Source organism: Paenibacillus solani (assembly GCF_050475945.1).
In the GTDB taxonomy this organism is placed as follows: Bacteria; Bacillota; Bacilli; order Paenibacillales; family Paenibacillaceae; genus Paenibacillus_AQ; species Paenibacillus_AQ solani_A.
The window spans coordinates 243001-263055 of sequence record NZ_JBCMXJ010000012.1; the positions used below are offsets into that span (position 1 = coordinate 243001).

Annotated in this window: 18 protein-coding genes; 14 read left to right on the forward strand and 4 right to left on the reverse strand. The window is 44.0% G+C overall.

Going from position 1 to position 20055, the window contains the following annotated elements; translation table 11 throughout:
• Positions 1-119: 119 nt before the first annotated feature.
• On the forward strand, positions 120-614 hold the full coding sequence (locus ABEQ74_RS14555) for an RrF2 family transcriptional regulator (RefSeq protein WP_430122879.1): 495 nt from the start codon (positions 120-122) through the stop codon (positions 612-614).
• 58 nt (positions 615-672) lie between these two features.
• Positions 673-1581 (forward strand): NAD(P)/FAD-dependent oxidoreductase, encoded by a 909-nt coding sequence (locus ABEQ74_RS14560; protein WP_430122926.1) that lies wholly within the window; start codon positions 673-675, stop codon positions 1579-1581.
• 125 nt (positions 1582-1706) lie between these two features.
• On the opposite strand, the gene ABEQ74_RS14565 is transcribed toward ABEQ74_RS14560, so the two are convergent.
• Positions 1707-2531 carry a TerC family protein gene (locus ABEQ74_RS14565; protein WP_430122880.1) on the reverse strand — a complete coding sequence of 275 codons (825 nt, stop codon included), beginning with the start codon at positions 2529-2531 and terminating at the stop codon, positions 1707-1709.
• Between the two features lie 524 nt (positions 2532-3055).
• Between ABEQ74_RS14565 and ABEQ74_RS14570 the strand changes: the two genes are divergently transcribed.
• From ABEQ74_RS14570 to ABEQ74_RS14595, 6 genes are all read left to right on the forward strand, one after another.
• Positions 3056-4036, forward strand: coding sequence for an ABC transporter permease (locus ABEQ74_RS14570; RefSeq protein ID WP_430122881.1), 981 nt, complete (start codon positions 3056-3058; stop codon positions 4034-4036).
• 66 nt (positions 4037-4102) lie between these two features.
• A complete protein-coding gene (locus ABEQ74_RS14575; RefSeq protein WP_430122927.1) occupies positions 4103-4966 on the forward strand; it encodes a carbohydrate ABC transporter permease in 864 nt (287 codons plus the stop codon).
• Between the two features lie 72 nt (positions 4967-5038).
• The gene (locus ABEQ74_RS14580) at positions 5039-6736 is read left to right on the forward strand and encodes an extracellular solute-binding protein (protein ID WP_430122882.1); all 1698 of its coding nucleotides are present in this window, start codon (positions 5039-5041) and stop codon (positions 6734-6736) included.
• Between the two features lie 288 nt (positions 6737-7024).
• The gene (locus ABEQ74_RS14585) at positions 7025-8611 is read left to right on the forward strand and encodes an extracellular solute-binding protein (RefSeq protein WP_430122883.1); all 1587 of its coding nucleotides are present in this window, start codon (positions 7025-7027) and stop codon (positions 8609-8611) included.
• 43 nt (positions 8612-8654) lie between these two features.
• Complete coding sequence (locus ABEQ74_RS14590; RefSeq protein ID WP_430122884.1) at positions 8655-10229, forward strand: response regulator; 1575 nt, start codon at positions 8655-8657, stop codon at positions 10227-10229.
• 15 nt (positions 10230-10244) lie between these two features.
• On the forward strand, positions 10245-12074 hold the full coding sequence (locus ABEQ74_RS14595; RefSeq protein ID WP_430122885.1) for a sensor histidine kinase: 1830 nt from the start codon (positions 10245-10247) through the stop codon (positions 12072-12074).
• 78 nt (positions 12075-12152) lie between these two features.
• Here ABEQ74_RS14595 and ABEQ74_RS14600 read toward each other — a convergent pair whose 3' ends face one another.
• Positions 12153-13067, reverse strand: a complete 915-nt coding sequence (locus tag ABEQ74_RS14600; RefSeq protein WP_430122886.1) for a DMT family transporter — start codon at positions 13065-13067, stop codon at positions 12153-12155.
• A 127-nt stretch (positions 13068-13194) separates the two neighbouring features.
• On the opposite strand from ABEQ74_RS14600, the gene ABEQ74_RS14605 reads away from it, so the two are divergent.
• From ABEQ74_RS14605 to ABEQ74_RS14615, 3 genes are all read left to right on the forward strand, one after another.
• The gene (locus ABEQ74_RS14605; protein WP_430122887.1) at positions 13195-14064 is read left to right on the forward strand and encodes a LysR family transcriptional regulator; all 870 of its coding nucleotides are present in this window, start codon (positions 13195-13197) and stop codon (positions 14062-14064) included.
• Between the two features lie 159 nt (positions 14065-14223).
• Positions 14224-14817 (forward strand): RNA polymerase sigma factor, encoded by a 594-nt coding sequence (locus ABEQ74_RS14610; protein WP_430122888.1) that lies wholly within the window; start codon positions 14224-14226, stop codon positions 14815-14817.
• A complete protein-coding gene (locus ABEQ74_RS14615; RefSeq protein WP_430122889.1) occupies positions 14783-15976 on the forward strand; it encodes a DUF4179 domain-containing protein in 1194 nt (397 codons plus the stop codon). The genes ABEQ74_RS14610 and ABEQ74_RS14615 overlap by 35 nt, the downstream gene beginning before the upstream one ends.
• A gap of 98 nt (positions 15977-16074) precedes the next feature.
• Here the strand turns inward: ABEQ74_RS14615 and ABEQ74_RS14620 are convergent, their stop codons facing one another.
• Positions 16075-16614, reverse strand: a complete 540-nt coding sequence (locus ABEQ74_RS14620; RefSeq protein WP_053493687.1) for an NADPH-dependent FMN reductase — start codon at positions 16612-16614, stop codon at positions 16075-16077.
• A 271-nt stretch (positions 16615-16885) separates the two neighbouring features.
• Here ABEQ74_RS14620 and ABEQ74_RS14625 point away from each other — a divergent pair, with 271 nt between their 5' ends.
• Genes ABEQ74_RS14625 through ABEQ74_RS14635 form a run of 3 tightly spaced genes read left to right on the forward strand, consistent with a single transcriptional unit; the run spans position 16886 to position 19122 of the window.
• A complete protein-coding gene (locus ABEQ74_RS14625) occupies positions 16886-18058 on the forward strand; it encodes a GNAT family N-acetyltransferase (protein WP_430122890.1) in 1173 nt (390 codons plus the stop codon).
• 17 nt (positions 18059-18075) lie between these two features.
• The gene (locus tag ABEQ74_RS14630; RefSeq protein WP_430122891.1) at positions 18076-18867 is read left to right on the forward strand and encodes a GNAT family N-acetyltransferase; all 792 of its coding nucleotides are present in this window, start codon (positions 18076-18078) and stop codon (positions 18865-18867) included.
• A gap of 57 nt (positions 18868-18924) precedes the next feature.
• Positions 18925-19122, forward strand: a complete 198-nt coding sequence (locus ABEQ74_RS14635) for a hypothetical protein (RefSeq protein ID WP_430122892.1) — start codon at positions 18925-18927, stop codon at positions 19120-19122.
• Positions 19123-19234: 112 nt separating this feature from the next.
• Here the strand turns inward: ABEQ74_RS14635 and ABEQ74_RS14640 are convergent, their stop codons facing one another.
• Positions 19235-19927 (reverse strand): YetF domain-containing protein, encoded by a 693-nt coding sequence (locus tag ABEQ74_RS14640; protein ID WP_430122893.1) that lies wholly within the window; start codon positions 19925-19927, stop codon positions 19235-19237.
• Positions 19928-20055 lie beyond the last annotated feature (128 nt).

Genomic DNA, 20055 nt, shown 5'->3' on the forward strand with positions numbered 1-20055 from the left:
TTTACATACCCGATCAAACAGGATTTGAACAAAACCATTGCTTTATAGATAATAACTGTCTATAATGGATACAGAGAGTCTATAATAAACTTCACTCAGCTTAGTAAGGAGGTGTTCTTATGCAATTTTCCAAAAGCACGGGTTATGCACTGCATGCTTTGATTCATCTTGCACGTGCCGAGCGTGGGCAGAATGTCGGAATCAAAGAGCTCTCTGCGCTGCTTGGTGTTTCGGAAAGCTATTTATCTAAAATCATGTCCAAGCTGCGGCAGGACGGTGTACTTAAGGCTGTGACGGGTGTGAACGGGGGATATGAGTTGGCACGGTCAGCCGATCAAATCACATTTCTTGATATTGTAGAAATCATTGAAGGTCGGCAGCAGCTATATGATTGTTTTAATATGGATGAAGAACGCCATCAGTTATTTTTTGAAGCAGACCCCGCTGGGGCAGAAGCCGAGCGATTTTCCGTTCAGAGTAAAGGTTGCCTAGTTAAAAAGGTGATGGATGGCGCTGAGAAGCAGATGAATGATTATCTGCGGCGGCACACGATCCAATCTGTATTGGACTCGGCATCCTTCGATTGCGGGCATGAAGAAACAAACAAGAAGTAACGGCTTCTTGTACTTTTATTATGGATATAAAAGATCTGGAATGGAGATGGTGTGAGTGATGGAACAAATACAGGATGTCGTTATTATTGGCGGAGGTCCGGCAGGATTAAGTGCTGCGCTGGTATTGGGTAGAGCGAGAAAAGATGTAGTGCTGATTGACGAAGGGAAGCCAAGAAACAAGGTTACCCGGGAGACCCATGGTTTTCTTACCCGAGACGGTATCGGTCCAGCTGAGTTTCGCAGCATTGCAAGGGAACAGATTAGCGCTTATCCCTCTGTACGTTTTGTACAGGACACGGCTGTCGGCGTTACAGGAGTTGATGGTGATTTCCAGATAACAACCGGAGATGGAACGGTATACCGAAGCAAGAAGCTGCTCTTCACAGTTGGGAAGAAGGATAGTCCGCTGGATATTAACGGTTTGGCCGATGTATATGGAAAAAGCGCCTTTGTCTGCCCTTACTGCGATGGATGGGAATTACGGGACCAGCCGCTGGTGGTGATTGCCAAGGGGGAGGCGGCCATGCACTTAGCCAAAATCATTGCAGGTTGGAGCGACCACTATTCGATCTGTACGAACGATCCTGATGGACTGACGGATGAACAACGGCGGGAATTAAAGGATCATGACGTCCCTGTATTCAACTCCCCGATTCATCGCATTGAATCGAATGAGGGGATGGTTCGGCAAGTCGTACTGGAGGATGGAGCAGTCATTCCGTGCACAGGCATCTTTTTCGCTCCGAATCTTGTCCCCGGATCTCAATTACCGGCAGCCATCGGCTGCCAAGTCAACGAATCTGGAAGCGTGGTTGTAGATGGATTTAGTAAAACAAGCGTACCTGGCGTCTACAGCGCCGGTGATGCAGCCACCGAAATGTATCAGGCGATTGCAGCCGCTTCGATGGGGTCATTGGCTGCGGCTAGCATCAATGGAGAACTGCTTAATGAACGATGGAATCGTTAGTTCGTGAATATACGAAAAGCAGACTTGGGTAACATCCAAGTCTGCTTTTTTGGTACCACGGGGGGATTTTTTATTTCTAAAATGTTTGTGAATCAATAGTGTTCTATTCTAATCCGAAACAAGATCTAACTTTGATGCGTCTTTCCTGGTTGCTGTGCTTCTACTTCCTTGATGGCAAGATCGTCATCCTGTACTTTCTGTTTAGATGAACTAAACCATCCAACAACGGCGATCAGAACAAGGACCATATAGAAAACTGCCTTCCAGATTGAGCTCTCGGGGAAATGATGGTCAATTAGGGCCACGTCTGGATGGGCAAGGGTGATAACGGCTAGCTTAACGCCGACCCAGCCCACGATAAGGAATGCAGCCACTTCAAGACCGGGACGCTGCTGCAGCAGCTTAACGAAATAGGATGCGGCAAAACGCATAATGATCAGACCTATAAATCCTCCCAGGAAGATAACGATAAACTGCCCTCCATCGAGGCCGCCTATGTTTGGCAATCCGCTGGGCGGTAAGGCAACAGCCAGCGCAACAGCGGCGAGGATCGAGTCAACAGCAAATGCGATATCCGCCACCTCGACCTTAAATACGGTCATCCAGAATCCGGATTGCTTCTTCGGTTTCAACGATTCAGGCTTCGTTTCTTCCGTTGCTTTTCTGCCTTTGAGTACGTGTTTCAGGGTGTGATTAATGGAAATATAGAGAAGATATAATGCACCGATTGCCTGAACCTGCCATACATCCACCAGAAACGAGATTAAGAAGAGTGACCCGATGCGAAATACAAACGCTCCGAGTAATCCGAAAAATAAAGCTTTCTTCCGCTGGGTCTCCGGTAAGTGTTTAACCATAATGGCCAGGACCAGCGCATTATCCGCAGCCAGCAGTCCCTCCAGTGCGACGAGTACTAACAGTACCCACCCATACTCCAACATTAGCTCCATGCGATTTCCTCCTTCTACGAATTATTTGAAGGCACAAAAAGACCTCCACCGGCAGATGAAGGGTCTTGGAAACCACAAACAGACCTTCACCACAAGTCAGTGGTAAAGGTCTCGCAAACAACGTTATCGTTGCCAGCAAAGCCGGGGTGAACTCCCGTAATGACGACTTTGCTGTGACAGCTACTCCCCTTTATTCACGTTCCTGCATAACTGATCTCTTCATCAGTTAAGCCGTGATATAAAGATATAGATTTTTGGGAAAGAAGTCAAGTTTTTGATTTTATATTCATTTCATCATGAATTAATAACAGATTTGAAGATTATTTGAATTCCATCGTGAATTTCTATAAATTCTCAAAAAAAAGTTAATGTGGAAGAGCAAAAAATCATGGTTCTATGGTCTCGTTACATTTTTACCAGAGAAGTACAATGTTTAACAAGGGAAAGGAAGAACATCCCAGTCAGTCATAATAATCGATTGGCAAATAGGGGCGAAATCAATCAATAAGTATGGGAGGACCGTTATGCCGCAGGCAACAGTAAAGGAACCAGACGCGAAGAATACAGCAGATTATACGCCGATTCATCAAAGAAATGCCTTTCAGCGATGGTGGAAGCAAATTGATATTCAGTTAATGGTTTGGCCGGGAGCTATTCTTATCTTTGTATTCGCTTACATTCCGATGTATGGCGTGCTCACCGGATTTATGGACTACAACATTTTTACCGGAGCGAGGATTTTTGATAATCCTTGGGTAGGGTTTAAACATTTCGAGGCATTCTTCTCAGCCCCGCAATTCGTAACGATCATGAGAAACACGCTGGCTATCAGTCTTATGAAGTTCATTATAGGCTTTCCGGCACCCATTATTCTGGCTCTCATGTTGAATGAAATCAGGGGGAGATTCTTTAAACGCACGGTGCAGACGATTACATACTTACCTTATTTCATGTCTTGGGTCATCGTCGGCAGTATGGTCATGAGTTTGCTGTCAACGGAAAACGGCAGCGTCAATATGCTCCTGCAAGGTGTTGGGGCGATCGACGAACCCATTAACTTCTTGTCCATGAAGGAATATTTCTGGGGGATTCTCGTCACGACCAATGTATGGAAAGACATAGGCTTTAACTCCATTATCTACTTGGCTGCGATTTCAGGAGTTAATCCAAGCTTGTATGAAGCCGCCGAGCTTGATGGAGCAACCCGGTTTAAACAGATGTATCTCATTACGATTCCAACCATTATGCCGATTATCATCATTTTTATGATCCTGCAAATGGGCAGCCTTCTGAATGCCGGATTTGAGGATATCTTGATCCTGGCACAAAACCCAAGTCTGCGTCCTGTATCTGATGTAATTGATACTTATGTATTCCGGGTTGGACTTCAAAATCAAAGATACGATTACGGTGTTGCCGTTGGATTGTTCCGAGCAGTAGTAAGTATCGTTCTATTGACGATGGCTAACTATTTGGCCAGAAGATCAGGCAACAGTTTATGGTAAGTCATTCAACTCAAGGAGGGGTGGAAACCATTGGCTTTTAAACGATTGGGATATAGCGACCGGGTTATGGTGATTTTCATTTACATTCTATTAATTCTGCTGTCCTTCACGGCGCTGTATCCGTTCTGGAATACATTAGTGGTGTCACTGAATGAAGGCTTGGATACAGCCAAGGGCGGAATTACATTCTGGCCAAGGGCATTTACTTGGACCAACTATGAGATCGTATTTACAAATGACCGCATAATTCAGTCCTTTGGCATTAGTATACTGCGAACCGTCATAGGTACGGTTTCAGCAATCTTTATGACCGCTTTGCTGGCTTATGGAATGAGCAAATCCTATTTGATGGGACGGAAGTTTTTAACCATTTTCTTTATATTCACCTTGTATTTTGGCGGAGGGCTGGTTCCTACCTACCTGCTTATCAAATCTCTTGGCCTCATGAATAATTTCCTGGTATTCATTATTCCCGGCTTGATCAGCGTGTGGAATATGATCATATTTCGTACTTTCTTTAAGAGTTTACCGAATGGTTTGGAAGAGTCTGCACAAATTGACGGCTGCTCAAATTGGGGTGTTTTCCTCCGAATCGTGCTGCCCCTCTCAGGTCCCGTTATTGCAACACTCAGCTTGTTTACGGCGATTTCTCATTGGAATGATTGGTTTACACCAACGATTTATATTACCAATCAAGACTTGATGCCAGTCCAAACCATACTCCGGCGAATACTGAATGCCAACCTGATTAATGATGTAATCGGAGGAGGGGATAGTTTGGCGTCAGAAAAACTGTCTAAAAAAAGCCTGACCTCCAAATCACTTATTAGTGCGACGGTCATGGTTGTCTCACTTCCGATTATCGTGGTCTATCCATTTGTTCAAAGGTACTTTGTGAATGGCGTCATGGTAGGTTCGTTGAAAGAGTAGGTACGTAATCTGTGGTTTGAGGCGCTATAAGCGCTTTAGACATAAATATTATTCGAGAGGGGAAATAAGGAAGTGAAAAGAAGAAGAGCACTATTATTGGTGATCACCGCTGTATTCCTTCTGGCAACGGTACTCGCAGGCTGCTCGAAATCAGCCGATGGGCCGCAGACAGATCCAGCGCCTACGTCATCGAATAACCAGAAAGAGGGCACAGAGAAAACGGGTGAGGAAAATCCATCGGACGTATGGGAGTTTGGTTCGAGCGAGTTGGAATTTTCAGCTTTTACTCATTACAGCTGGCAGGATTTCCCTGAAAAGATGGAAGATGCTCCTCTGTGGAAGTATTTAAAGGAAAACAAAAAGGTGAATATCAAATCTATCCTAGCAAGTGGGAACAATGATCAGTTAATGGCTACCATGATGGCAGATAATAAGCTTCCCGATCTCATCTATGGAGAACGTAATCATAATGATATTCAGAGACTCTATAAAGCTGGAAAGCTGGTACCACTAGACGACTATATGGAGAAGTACCCGAATTTGAAAAAATGGCTAAACCCGAAAGCAGCAGATTTGCTGCGCGCTCCGGATGGTAAACTATATCAATTCCCGAATTATTATGCCACCATTCCTAACGGAAGCTCGGCCTATGTCATCAACAAAAAGATATACAAAGAACTGGGCTCTCCAAAATTGGAGACGATGGATGATTTGTATAATTACTTGGTTAAGGTTAAGGAAAATTACGGTAGTGAGATCATTCCCTTCGATCCAGAACGTGCATTTGATGCTCAAGGAATTGGCCTTCTCTATGGCGGCTTCAAAGAGAATGCGTATTACCGGTCCTTTAACTCCAACACGATTGCTGTTGTAGATGATGCGAATAACAAACTTACTTCTCTCTTTACCGATCCGACATTCCGTGAATCACAGAAATTTGTATCTAAACTTTATCGTGAGAAGTTGATCAACCAGGATATGTTTACGACGGATCGAGGCAAGATCCAAGAACGGGTTATAAACGGCAAGGTAGCTGTTTTTGCAGGTGCAAGTCCACTGGCTTATGCATCTCAAGGCAATGCGGAACTTTCGAAAGAAGATCCGGATGCAGGTTATTTTGTAACATGGCCATTTTACAAAGAGGGCCTGGACAAAAATAAAATTTACACAGGCGGTTATGATCAATTAGGCTGGAACGTAAGCGTTATTACGACAGATGCCAAAGAGCCTGAGAAAATCTTCGCATTCCTTGACTGGTTGACAGGCCCGGAAGGCATGGCTGTTCAATACTTTGGTCCTGAGGGTGGTTATTGGGAAGGCTTCAACGAGAATCAGGAGCCGATTTTCACAGACGCATATGACCCTGTAAAAGTTGCCCAAATTGAGTCAGATAATGATGCAGTCATTATTGCAGGTAACAGCTCCTATATCGACCCAATCAAAGTAAAACGTGAAATGGATAAGCCATTTGAAGAAAGAGGCTGGATGACGCGTTATCAGGAATCAATTACTTGGAAAACGCATATCGACCACACGGCACTCGGAACGAATCTGGTTCCAGAGGCTGGTACCGAGCTGGCTGATATCAGCGTTAACGTAGTAGATATCTTCCAGCAAGCATTGTCAGCTTCCGGTACCGCGAAGAGTGATGCGGATGTCGATAAAATCTTGGACAAAGCAGAGCAAGATGCTGTAGCGCTCGGATATAATGATCTTCTTGAGTGGCGCACTCAGCAGTGGCTTAAAAACAAAGAAATGTTAGGCCAGTAATACGTATAGGAGCTAAGGATCCATCCTTAGGAAATGTTGCATACATTCCTGGGGGTGGATTCTATCCCTTAAATAAGAATGAGTCTAAAGTATAAAAAATGAGTGGATTCAGAAATACAAAAGATTATGATGTATTCTTCTCCAAATATTGTTATAATTTGACAAGCATGCTTTTCTACATTAAAGCAAATTGTCAGGGGGCGTAACACCGTGCATGTTCTCAAGGGAAGACCAATACGGTTGCTATGGATTGGGTTTATCGTGCTGATACTTGCAGGGTGCAGCTTCATGCCAAAAGAGTCAAAGCATCTACCTAACCCAAGCACTGAAGCGCCACAGCTTGATAAGCAGCAGAAGATATTCCGAACCCATGATGAGCCGCTAGAGCTAAGTTTTTACGCTCATTATAATTCATACACAATGCCGCAATGGGGCGCCGATCCATCATCCAAATGGATTCAGGATACGTTTAATATACATATTAAAGCAATAAGCTCGGATGGAAATGCCAAGCAGAAGCTGCAGAAGATGATAACGAGCAAACAACTACCTGATGTGGTATGGGGCGATCGGGATTTTGATCTGCAGAGAATGCGTGAAGAGGGACTCTTCGTACCACTGGATGAATATATCGAAAAGTATCCCAATTTAAAGAAGTGGGCCGGAGAGAAAGTATTGGATCTACTGCGCGCACCGGATGGAAAAATATATTATTTCCCGAATTACTACACAAGCAAGCCTTATGGCAATGCCGGATATGTTGTGAATAAAAAAATATATCGTCTCCTGGGCTCCCCCCCGTTAGAGACGACCGATGATCTGTATAGCTATCTTAAGAAGGTTAAAGAGCGCTACCCGGACGTGGTTCCTTTTGAGACAGGGCAGGCGAAAGACGGTCATGGAATAGATCAATTATTCTCGGCATTCAAAGAAGAAAATTACAGTTTTACACGTTTGTATGCCGTCCCAAAGGGTAACCGAATGACCTCAATCTATCAAGATCCGGCGTTTCGCGAATCTGCAATTTACGTGGCTAGGCTTATGCGCGAAGGTCTCATGCCAGCCGAGGCTATGATCCAGACAGAGGATCAAGTCAGCGAGAAGTTGACAGAAGGTAAAGTAGCGGTTTATGCAAGTGCCAATCCCATGATTCATGTGATGCCAGCTGATGCCGAGCAGCGCAAACTCAACCCTGAGGATGGTTATATATTTATCGATCCTATATATAAAAAGGGGTTGGACCGCTCTAAGATTTATCCGGGGACGTACAATATTCTTGGCTGGAATGTGGCTGCGATTACCACAGACGCGAAGAAGCCGGAAGCAATATTCGCAATGCTGGATTGGATGACAGGTCCAGAAGGATCCGCAGTACAAATGTGGGGACCACCAGGACCGGATGGATACTGGAACGGTTTTGGACCCGACGGGGAAACTCCCCTTTTTACTTCTAAATATAGTTCCGATCGGGCTGGATTAGCCAAAATCCAATCGATCTCAGGGGATATGATATGGGTTGGAAATACCGTTTATCTGGATCAAACCAAAAGCAATTACGAACAGTCTTTACCTGAAGAAGAAAGGAATTGGGCGACTTACTGGCAGCAGAAGGTGACATGGAAATCGCAGGGTGACGCAACCCCGTTCATTAATGTACAGCCTGTCTTGAATAACGAAGAAGGACAAATCATGCGTGTTATCCAGGAGATCTGGCTTGATGCAAGGGAAGAAGCGCTATTCGGCCAGTCCGATGAAGAGGTGCTGGCTATCCTCGATGAAGCGCATCGTGCTTCTATGGAAGCTGGATTCGAAAAGTACCTAGACTATATCACAAGGAGATGGCATGACAATTTGAAAGTTCTGAACGATGAATAGCAACGAACATTTAGCATGGATGCGGCATGGGGAGGAAGAGACTATGTATAATGTGTTGTTGGTAGATGATGAAGAACTTGATTTGGAAGGAATGAAGCGGTTTATTCCATGGGCTGAACTGGGTATGGAGGTCAAGGGCTGTGTGAATAATGCTTTGTCCGCCTGTGAAGTGTTGGATAAGCATGCGATTGACATTCTTATAAGTGATGTAAACATGCCGTATATGTCGGGATTGGAATTAGCACGGATCGCGCTGCAGCGGAAACCCAAAATAAGAATCATATTTGTAAGCGGTTATCAGGAATTTAGCTATGTGCAGCAAGCGTTGTCGCTTAATGCATACAGTTATGTCCTGAAGCCCATGGAAGACAGTGAGCTGATCGCTTCCTTAATGAAGGTGAAGCAGGATTTGGATGAGGAGCACAAACTGCGGGAAGTTGAGGAAGCCTATCAGGATTTGATTCCAATTGCCAAAAGCGATATGCTGCTGCGACTCTTCGAAGGAGAAGATACGTCAAATCGCGAGTATATGGAAAAGCTGATGAAAACACATGAGCTTGATCGCTTAAAATGGCCTGTAAGGGTTGCCGTGATGGAACTGGATCTGATATCGAGACTGAACGAAAGATCTCCAGCGAGTCATCAAGGGACCAGATCATTCATGAAACAACTGGATGAAGTGATTCATCGAATAGGCGTTATCCCGTATTGCAAGCTGAGCTCCCACCGGGTCGCTCTGTTATTGGAGTCAGAGGGCATAGAAGACATCATAACCAGTGTGCTGGACTCTGCCCAGAGAAAACTATCGATCACGGTTACGACGGGTTTGGGTTCGCCGGTCCATACATCGGATCAACTCTACGAATCCTATTTACAAGCCGTTCAAGCCGTTGAAGGAAAAATGTTTCTTGGTAAGGGAGGCGTCATCAAGTTTGAGGATGTAAGCGTTGAACCTGCCTTGCTTGACTTCAATATGTTGAATGAACATATGAATGCATTAATGAAAGCGGTTAAAGAATACGAACTCGTCCGTATTCACGATGAGCTGGAAAACCTGTTCCGTTCCGTAACAAGCCTTCGCTCCAAGTTCACTGTACATAATCTGATCAGTTACTTCATTTGGAAATTGGATCAATATCTCAGCGCCATGAATGAGGATCTCTTCGAACTGCTGGACATTGATATCCGCAAACTCGATATATTACTTCAATTTGAAACCATTAACGATATTCGTCGCTGGCTGCTATACCGCGTATATGAAATATCAGAAAAGCTCCATCAAAAAAACAACACGATTGACAGCCAGTTTATCCGAAATGTGATGAAGACGATCAAGGACCGGATGAGAGAGAATATTACGATTAAGGATATCGCACAGCAATTTTCGTTTTCTCCCAGTTACTTTGGGTTTCTTATCAGAGAGAAATCAGGATATACATTTAACGAACTACTCGTACAGCTGCGTATGGAGAAAGCCTGTGAACTGCTAAAAATACCGGGAATGAAGATTTATGAAATATCGGATAAGGTAGGATACCGCCATTTGCCTTATTTTAGCAGGCAATTCAAAGAAAAATTCGGCATGACACCACTTGAATACCGGAAAAAAGTGCAGTAGTCAATGGAGGCAAACATGAAACTGGTGTGGGGGAAAATAACAAAACGCGGCTATGTACCCATCGGATACAAACTCATGATGTCCTATCTTATTTTTATTGTGTTTTTGGTTGCGATCGGGTATGTGTCCCACTCCATGTACGATTCTTCCATGCGGAAGCAAACGAGTGAAAATATTCAGAACACACTGGCTCAAATACGAGACAATGTAGCTTATAAAACAGAGGATATTGTGCGGATTTCGTCAACTCTTTATGATGATGAACAGTTTGTAGAGAATCTTAAACTGAATCTTACAAACGCACAAGATATTCATACAAGAGCGAAAAAAGTCTTTGAACCGAAGCTGGAAAGTGCCTCGAAGTCAATTGGGATTAATCTGCGTTTATTCATATATGTAAAGAACGAAACCATCTCACAAGTATATTATAGTTACAAACCAGGTTCTAATTTTCCCAATCAAACGTTTAATATCTATCATATGGGACGCATTGTGAACAGATCATGGTACCAATCACTTCCTACAGAAGAATACGGTATTACGATGCGCTGGGAAGAAGTAGAGAATGATCAAGAGAGCGGCCGTATTTCTATGATTCGCCGGATAATCGATCTGCATGATCCCATAAAAATCCACGAACTTGGGATCATGAGATTCAGTGTAAGCATGGATGAATTATTCGAGAGTGTGGATTACCGCAGGCTTGGCGAAGGCTCCATGCTATATGTATTGGATCGCAATGGCCGAGTCATCTATGCCTCTGACCAAGAGATGCAGGCTGCTTCGAATGATAACAACAGCAGTCTGACAAGGCGGACCACGATACCGGAATTGAAGCCGGAGGGTGAGTATTTGACATTAAAAGAATATATGGCACCGCAGGGTTGGACGATTGTGGCCCACGTTCCCTTAACCATTATCAAACAAGAGGCTGAGCGTGTACGTGCATTCATCATTGGAATATGTATCTTATGTTTTATTGTATTTACCATTACTGGCGTCTATATCTCGGGTTACTTCTCTAAACGGATTACGAAGTTCGTTTCAACCTTAAACGCGTTCCGGGAAGGGGACTTGCGTAAACGAATCACATATAAAGGGAAAGATGAATTTTCACAGATTGCAACAGCCATGAACAACATGGGCGAAGACATCGAGATGCTAATCGAGAAAGTATATTTAACTGAACTTGAGAAGAAGGAAGCTGAGCTGGAAATGCTTCAAACCCAGATCAATCCTCACTTTCTTTATAACACGCTCTCGTCGATTAATCAGTTAGCTAAGTTCGGTGAGAACGAGAAGCTGCGCAAGATGGTCGTGGAGCTTGCTAAATTCTACAGACTGACCCTCAATTCAGGGAAGAACTTAATTCCGGTTTCATCAGAAATTGAGCAGGCCAACGCATATCTTGATATCCAAAAAGTAAAGTATGGCCATCGATTAGAAGTTACCTTCGATGTCGATGTGGATGTCTGGAAATACGAGACTATTAAATTGATATTACAACCATTTATTGAGAATGCTCTGAAACATGCTTGGAGCGGCGGTGATCGAATTCATATTCGGATTGTTGCCCGGCTGGAGAATGATGAAATCCTATACCGAATTATTGATGACGGGATAGGAGTCAGACAAGAGAGTATTTCAGACATCCTGAATCCGTCGGGTGACAGTGAGACTGGATTTGGGATTCGAAATATCCACCAGAGGATTCAGCTTCAATATGGAGACAAATATGGAGTATCGATCTTCAGTAAAGTAGGGATTGGCACTTCGGTTACGGTTCGTATTCCTGCAAGAAAACGCCGATTGTTCCTGGATGATGATCAAGCATCGGGTGAATAATCTACAATTTAGTTATGAACGATTCATGCACTTATGGATTGAAGAAGAGCAAAACCTGTAAACAGGTTTTGCTCTTCTTTATTTGAATTCGGGTGTATAGGTGTCCAGTGAAACGGGACTATTCTTGATCGAAGAATGTCCTCTCGTTTTCACATTAATGCTTGATAAGATAACGCTGAGAAACACAAGCGCAGCACCCCAGTATTGATTGATGTTCATGAACTCATGAGCAAACCAGAATCCAGCCAGTGCTGCGAATACAGGTTCCAGGGAGAACACAAGCCCTGTTCGGGTAGCCGTTGTATATTTTTGAGCAATCGTCTGGAAGATGAATCCTACAGCGGTACATAGAATACTCAAGACGAGAACCGCCATCCACGAGTTGGTTGTGCTGGGCCAGAGCGAAGTTTCAAAGAGCAGGGAAGAAACGAACGCATACAATCCAGTAAACCCAAGCTGCAGGATGCCAAGATTAAGCGTATCCACTTTCTGCGCGGCTGTACTTACTATATTGATATGCAGCGCATAACATAATGCCGCCGTAATGCAGAACAGATCACCGATTCTGAATCTGAAAGGGAGCTGGATGGTTAACAGCGCAATGCCAGCTAAGGCTAGTATAATGCAGATAATGACTTTGTTTTCTAGTTTCTTCTTAAATAGAAACGTATGTATTAAGGGGACAAACACCACCGTTAGACTGACCAGGAATCCGGCATTGGATGTTGTAGTGGTCTTAAGACCGAAGGTCAGGGCGGTAAACATGATAAATAAAATGAAGCCAAGAAGCATAGCATATCGAATCGTCTTTACATTAACCTGGCGCAAGCGGCGGATAAAAATTGCTCCAGCAAGTATAAAGGCCAATCCAAAGCGCAGGGCGATTAAATTGAACGCTCCGAGCGTATCCAGCCCTATTTTCATAAGAAGATAGGACGAGCCCCAACAAAGGGTGATGAATAAAATCATAAGATCAGCCTTCAGCGGTTTCAAGTTCTTTTTCCTCCTTCAAGTGATTGAACAGAATTAGTATACTCACGTACAATAGACAAGTAAAACGAATGTTTGTAATCATAAGCATGAGTAAAATTCATGTAATTTAACTACTGGAGGATCTCTCATGAGTATCAATAAATTCAAAGTTCTGTTGAAGGTTGTGGAGCTCGGAAGCTTAACCAAAGCGGCCGAAGTCATGGGGTTTACACAGTCTGGTGTCAGTCATATGATCAACAGCCTGGAAGAAGAGTTCGGTTTCTCCTTGCTGATCCGAAACCGTTCGGGTGCGAAGTTGACGACCAATGGTGAGGAGATGCTGAAAACGATACGTGAAATACTGAAGTGGAATGAATATTTGGAGCAGCAGGTCGCTGCCATTCATGGGATTGAGCTGGGTACCATTCACATAGGTACCTTTACGAGTGTTGGTGTTCACTGGCTGCCGGGAATTATTAAGGATTTTCAGCGGGATTACCCGCATATCGAAATTCGACTGGTCGAAGGAGATTATCAGGAAATCGAAGAATGGATTGCGGAGGGCAAGATTGATTGCGGCTTCCTGTCGTTACCAACCTGGGATACATTCGAGGCGATTCTCTTGCATCAAGACCCATTGCTCGTCTTGCTGCCTCTCGACCATCCTCTTAGTTCTGAGGATTCCATAACCTTATCCCAGATTGAGAATGAGCCATTCATTATGCCGACCAAAGGGTCTGACTATGATGTGAATCGGTTGCTGGAGAAGGCCCGGACTAAGCCGGATATCAAATATACACTTGGAGACGATTATGCCATTATGGCCATGGTGGAGAAGGGGCTGGGCATAAGTATTCTTCCGGAACTTGTGCTGCGAGGGCAGCAGCGTAATATCCGGCTGATTGAACTAAAGGAAAAAAGCTATCGGTTACTGGGTATTGCCATAAGCTCGATGAGGGAAGTATCGCCAGCTACGCAGCGATTCTTGAATTATGTGAAAAGCTATCCAAAACTGTAAACCTTACATAGAAATGTAATAATGGCGGCTATACAGAGCATCAAGATTCTATTGTTCCCAGTGTTTCATTGATTGTGTTTCTTCAGGTCAAATAAATCATGTCACAAAACGCCTACTTGGGATTGTTATATAGGTAAACAAAGAAGGAGGTGAGCTCAGTTGCAGCCAACCATCCCCGGGGAAGCGGAAGGAAAAAGAGAAGCCATTGAAACCGTAGTAGAACAGGTCAAAACAGGAGACAAACAGGCTTACCAAGCGATAATCATCCAGTTTGAGCGGCAGATGTACACGTATTGCTACTATATTCTAAAGAATCATGCGGAGACTGAAGATGCGGTACAGGACATTTTCATTCGGGCCTATGAGAATCTTCACCAGTATAAAAGACAAGTGTCTTTCTCTGCCTGGTTGTACAAAATGGCCTACCATCATTTGATCAATATCAAAAAGAAACAGAGCCGTTTCCTTAATCTGATTCAGCATTACAAGGAACAGCAGCCGGTTATGCAAATATCTCAGCACGAGTCGGTTGTGTACGAGCTGTTAACCTACCTTACAGCAGAAGAGCGACATATATTGCTGCTTAAGGCAGTTGAACAGTATACCTTTGATGAAATCAGCGACATTATGGGTCTTAAGTCGGCTACGGTACGGAAAAAGTATGAGCGTTTACGCCAAAAACTGATGGAACGAATCAGCCAAAAAGGAGAGGTGGCACGTGGGACAATTGCCGAAACAAACGGAATTCACTGAAATGAGAGAACTGGAAGAGATGATACGTGAGTCAGCAATTCCAAAGAATAGCAGGAGTTATCGAATAATGAACAAGATAGGAGAGCGTGAAATGACAAGAACATCAACCAACAGCAAACCAAATATTGTTAAAAAAGCATTACTCGTTGCATCCGCAGCAGTTGTACTGGGAGGAACCGTTATCGGCTCGGGATTTGTGTCGCCTGTAATGGCAGCAACCTTGAAACAAATCCCTGTGATCGGCGTGCTGTATGAGGGGACCAGCGAGGAAGCGGTAAACACTGCTATCGAACAAGGGATTTTATCCGAACCTAATCTGAGCGTGACTCATGATGGAGTAACTTTAAAGGTGGCTGATCTTCTTTATGATGGAACTCGGTTGTCCTTCATTCTGGAGCGTGAGGGAGTGGATCTGCCGAGTACCGCTTCTCCATACTTAAGCGAGGATGCTGTCATCATCGGTGATTCCGATAGCGAGTATGTGAAGTCGAAGAAAGTAGCCAAGGAAGATCAGGAGAAGGGATATATTGAAACACCAAAAATTTTGGTGAACGGACAACAGATTGAGATGGGTGAAGGTACATTCGGAGACTATCCACAACAGGATAATGCCTATATCGTTGAGCTTACCAAGGGTCTGAGCTTACCTGATCAATTCGAACTGACCATTCAAGCAAACGTAACTCAGGTAAATGAAACTTTTGAATTCAAGGTGCCTGTGAATGTCACGAATAAGTCGGTTGTTGTTAAGCCCGAAGCAGCATCTAAGTCCGATGGAGCGTTCAGCTACACGGTCAAGCAAGTGGATATTTCACCGGTATCCACCCGTCTGGTTTTGGACAGTATAGGCCCTGTTCCAACTTCAACAGAACAATCCGGTGACTATAGTGCGAGCATGGTATATTACGAATTAGTAGACGACCAAAGCAATGTTCTGGCTCCGCGGAAGTTTGAGTACTTTAATAGCGAGCCTAAGAACGAATACCATATCGATCAACTGTTCAGTCCTCTTAATGGACAGACGAAATCCATTACGATTAAGCCGTTTACCCTGACGGTAAACAACAAGGATTGGAGCGTAGTTGGTCAAGGACAGAACAGCCCGGGTGAAAAAACATACCTGACAGACTTGGAATTGACCATTCCAGTTCTTCCATAACAAATCTATGAGAAAAGCGAGACCCGAAAGCAATCGGGTCTCGCTTTTTATTTAGTCGTGTTAGCATGAACATACTAAACAGTCTTTTTTTCAAAAGATTAACGAAGTGTTTTCAGTGCCCCGCTCCATGCCAGCACTTGGTCCAGCATGCCATTCAAGTTGACAAGATGCAGATCAGCTGGCTTGAACACAGAACCATTCTCAAAATCAGTAAACAATGAGAGGGCAGGGTGGATGCGAACATCTGCTACGGACAACTCACCTAAGATTCCGCGCAAATGCTCAGCAGCACGAGCTCCGCCAACTGAACCATAACTGACAATACCGGCTGCTTTATTGTTCCACGCTTCCCGTGCATAATCGAGGGCATTCTTCAAAGAGGCTGAAATACTGTGATTGTACTCCTGAACGATAAACACAAATCCGTCCAAAGTTGCAAGCTTGGTATTCCATGCTGTTGCTTGTTCCGTAGCGTCAGCCTCGCCTAACAGCGGAAGCTTGTAATCCGCGATGTCTACGATTTCGTAATTCGCATCTCCACGCTCATCTGCAATGCGTTTAACCCACTCGCCTACTTGAGGACTCAAGCGGCCTTGACGTGTACTTCCTAAAATAATACCGATATTCAGTTTGGACATAATACTTACCTCCTAATATTTGTTCATATATTTGATCGTGATGTGTTAACTATCTCGCATGAATCAATAATAATCTCAGTGAGTTATCTTTGTCAAGTAACTTACAAAAAGTTTGTTAAATTTCTTTCAACTAACCGTTGAGTACAGATCTCAAATCGCTTCTTGCTATGTAGTGCTTAGGCTAGTCACAATGCTATACTGATATTATGAATGTTATGAAACTTAGTGTTGCCTGATTACATAGGAATGATTCTAACGAGGTGAAGCGCTTATGGAATTAAGACAATTGAGATCTGGTGAGTTTGAAATGAGCACAAAATTATCCGAGTATGCATTTCAATTCTCGCTATCACAAGAGCAGCGGGAATCCCGCAAGGAACATTTTAAACCAGAGCAAAACTGGGGGATATTTGACGGAGATGACCTGCAAGCGAAATTGACGATCATTCCGCTGCAAATCTACATGCAAGGTAGAACGCTTGATATGGGCGGGATCGCAGGTGTGGCAACTTGGCCGGAGAACCGCAGACAGGGGCATGTAAATACATTGCTTAAACATGCATTACAGGAGATGAAGAGCAAAGGCCAGAGCATATCCTGCCTGCATCCTTTTTCGGTCCCGTTCTACCGCAAATTCGGCTGGGAACTCTATGCAGAATATAAGAAGTACATCATTCCGATAAACAATTTTCCACGTAAAGTATCAGTAGATGGACGGCTGGTAAGAGATGTACTCGATATACCTACGCTAAGTGGTATGTATCAAGTTTACGCCAGTAACTACAACGGTATGCTTGTGCGTGATGAGGACTGGTGGACAAGATCCGTACTAACGGACGGGGTGCATAACGTTGTTTATTATTCCGCAGAGGGGCAAGCGACTGGTTATGCGTTATACCATCTCAAAGACAAGGAACTGGTGTGTGATGAATTCGTATTTTTCAACGAGGAAGCACGCAGTGCGCTTTGGACGTTTTTTGGAAACCATGATTCCAGAATCGAGCAGGCAACGATGAAAATGGTACCCGTGGATGATCAGCTGCCCTTTATTCTGCCGGAGCCTCGAGTTATGCAGGAGGTGGTTCCCTACTTCATGGCTCGCATCGTGGATTTGAAATCCTTCATAGAAGCGTACACTTTCGAGTTGCATCACGAAGCTGTAATTACCTTAGCGGTGGAAGATTCAGCAGCCTCCTGGAATGCTGGCATATGGCGATTATCTGTTGATGAAGCAGGAAGAGCGGAGATAACAGAGCTTCCATCTGATGATGAGGAGCAGGCTGATCTGAGCACCGATATTCAGAGTCTATCCGCGCTGTTTACGGGATATAAAAGACCGCGTGAGCTTTATTCCATTCATCGTTTACATGGTAATCCACAAGCGGCAGCCCAATTGGAAACCATGATTCCTGCAGGTCAGACACATCTCATGGATTTCTTTTGAGGAAGGAAGAAGCCACGGTGATTCGCAGACTTAGGCCAGAAGAATTAGACATACTCTTGGCATCGATAAAACAGGAACAGCATTTCTTATATTATTCTTACCTTACGTATCGAAGGCATGGCAGCGTTCATTATGGGCAATTTCTGGAATCGGGAGAGCTGCTTGGTGTTCTGGCTTACCTGAAGGGTCTGCCCTTTCATGCTTTCTCTGTATACCCTCTTCAGCCACAGTTTCAGCTCGGCTCCGTACTGGCACATATAAAGCAAGAGCTGAATTTGCCCAGGAGTACGGAAGGGAGTTTTATCGTCCATGCAGATGAATGGAAGGTGCTTAGTCCGGAAGTGGATGTTATTAAACCTCCCACAGAAATCTGGTTGATGAAGCATGTCAACTCAGAAAGTTTACCGCTGACGGCAGAAGAGGTCATCCTTCTCGGTCCTGCCCATTTTGATCGGATTGAGGATAAATTAGCTGATATTCAAGCGATGGCATTTGCCAAAGAAGAGCTGCAAAATCCTTTCTATGGTGTATTGCGAAATCAAGAGCTTGTTGCCGTCGGTGGCTATCATATATACGGTCAGGATTATGTAGAGCTTGGGAATATAGGAACGGATCGGGGATGGAGAAGACAAGGATTTGGCAAAAAGGTATGCGCTGAGCTGACTCGAAGAGCTCGCGACATCTCGCCACATGTGTATCTCAATGTTCTGGGAAGCAATACGGCTGCGATCCAATTGTATCAGTCCCTTGGCTATGTCACAGTATGCAAACAGTATATGGTTACATTCGCAGTTTCAGGTTGTAAATGACCACTCTCCTAGTGATATGTATATTGCAGTTTGGGAGCACAGAAGGGAAGGTCAGATATGAAAAAGTCAAGAGAGGCTAAAGATTTAATCGATAGTTTAATCCCATTCGGAATGATTGCTGGTACTGCTATCGGTGTCATTGCTGCCATCTTTTTCAAACCAAGCTTTCTAGTATTTTCAGTTAGTTTAGGAGCTGGGATAGGCTATTTCGTTGGAGTTATTGCTTATGTAATTTATAGTAAAAAAGGAAAATAATAGTTCATGAATATATTAGAAGCATGCTGTTTTTTCAGCATGCTTCTTTTTGGAGGATAATGAAGGAGAAATATATTTATTTCATCCCTGCAACTGGTGTTAATTAGTAGATTTAGTCCCGAGCGTCCTTCACGGAGAAAATATGCAGTTTTCCATCATCAGCATATTCTGCATACGCGATATCATCCAAGGAATTATACCCTTGTTCCCGTGCCTTCGCCCTGATCTCCTCCAGATTTATCTGCTTGCCCAGCATGGATTCTTTCAATAGCTTTCCCTTATCGATGACCGTTACCGTAAAAGCATCCGGTGTGGCTTTTAATCCCAAATCCTGCTTGGAGGGCGGTTCATATTCGGGCTTTCGCATGACGGACATCGATCCATCCGTTTCCAAAATAGCGTATTTGACTTCAGTTAATGAGAATATATTCTGATGTCTCAGCATGGACAACAATTGTTTATATTCGATATCGTATTTATTCAGCATTTTTTGATTCAGTTTTCCGTTATCGATCAGCACTACAGCTCGGCCTTCCGCCAAATATCCGAATTTCACGAAGTGAGTCGTTGCCTTCTCGAATAGATAGGATAAGGTGGTCCATAGGGCGAGAGCGAATATCAGATGCGTGATTTTTACGTCTTCATCATATAGAGTATTACCGACGATTTCGCTAAGAGCAAGCGAAGTTAAGAAGTCGAGCGGAGTCAGCTGGCTAAGCGTTTTTCTTCCGGTAACAAAGGTAACAATCCATAATCCAAAAAAGCTGACGATCAGTTTAACCCCTAACGCCATGTACATCTCCATGGGTCAGCCTCCTTGAATGGCAATTTACTTAGATATTAAACGCTTAGACATCAAGCAGAAACTAGGGAGATAGCACCAGTTATTGGATCGCGGATGAACGACTCGATCTAGCACAAAGATCCATGAGG